This is a genomic window from Daeguia caeni (genome assembly GCF_042653845.1).
Classification (GTDB): domain Bacteria; phylum Pseudomonadota; class Alphaproteobacteria; order Rhizobiales; family Rhizobiaceae; genus Brucella; species Brucella caeni.
The window spans coordinates 1-1,069 of record NZ_JBHSEL010000014.1 but is presented as its reverse complement, the minus strand read 5'-3'; the positions used below and the strand labels follow the sequence as shown (position 1 = coordinate 1,069).

Sequence of the window (1,069 nt, the reverse complement as noted above, 5' to 3'; positions counted from 1 at the left end):
CCGCCACCCGCATCCCGGAACGACGCGCGCGGAGATGCGGCCGGCGGTTTTGCGCCGCCGAACCAGTTCGACCAGAATGCCATCGGGTTCTTTCGTCAGCTCTTTACAGCATCAGGATGCCGCGGGTCTCATAGACCGAGCGGCCGGCATTGACGTCGCGGGCCAGCGCCCGCCCGAGCGCGTTGCAGATGGCGACAATGCCGTCGATGCGCTCTCTGGAACGTTCCTTGTCCGGCTTGATGTTGCCGGCCGGATCATGGCGCACGGCAACATTGGAGGCGTTCCATCGCAGTACGGGATGGCCGCCATGCCAGAGCGAGCGTGACACCGAAAGCCGCTCCAGCTCCGCCGTGGGTGCCGCCATGGACAAAAACCCTTGTCCGAACTGCACCAGGTTCAAGCCTTCATCCTGCAAATGCTGGACGATCTCGCCGGCAAAGGTGCGATCATAGGACAGCTCCCGCAGATCATGGCGTGAGGCCAGCTCCAGTATCTCGGCCTCGATGAAGGCAAAGTCGGTGGCATTGCCGGGTGTCGCGGTCAAAAATCCCTGATCGCGCCAGACGTCATAGGGCACGCGGTCGCGGCGAACACGGCGGACTATGTCGTCCTCGGGAATCCAGAACCGGCAGGTGACGATCCATTTGTCGGCAAGCTTTCCAAGCGTTTCATCCAGTGTCGGCGGGAAGACCAGCACGAAGGCCGACAGATCGTTGACGCGGGCAAGATCGAGCCCGCCATAGCATTCGCGACCGGCAAGCTTGCCTTCCAGCTCCTCCAGCTCGTGTTTGACGATGCGCCAGTCGGTGGCAGCTGGCAGTCCGCCTTCCTCCCACACGCTCATGTCGAGCCAGCGGGTGACCTGCTCGGTCCATTCGTTCAGGCGCAGCCGGCGGATCGCATTCTGCTGCGCCGGCATTTCCCTAGCCTCGTCGATCTGGCGCTTGAGATCATCAACCTTGACGGTGACACCGAGGCTGGGGTTCGCCTTCACCCAGACCTTTTCGTCGGTCCAGTCGTCGCCCTCATCGATGGTGGCGATATAGGCAAACCAGCTGTCCGACGACTC

Annotated in this window: 1 protein-coding gene; it reads right to left on the bottom strand. The window is 62.6% G+C overall.

The genetic code is table 11. From position 1 onward, the window contains the following. Nucleotides 1–103: 103 nt before the first annotated feature. A partial coding sequence (locus ACFO1V_RS01185) for a terminase TerL endonuclease subunit (protein ID WP_380075029.1) occupies nucleotides 104–1,069 on the bottom strand: 966 nt, incomplete at its 5' end.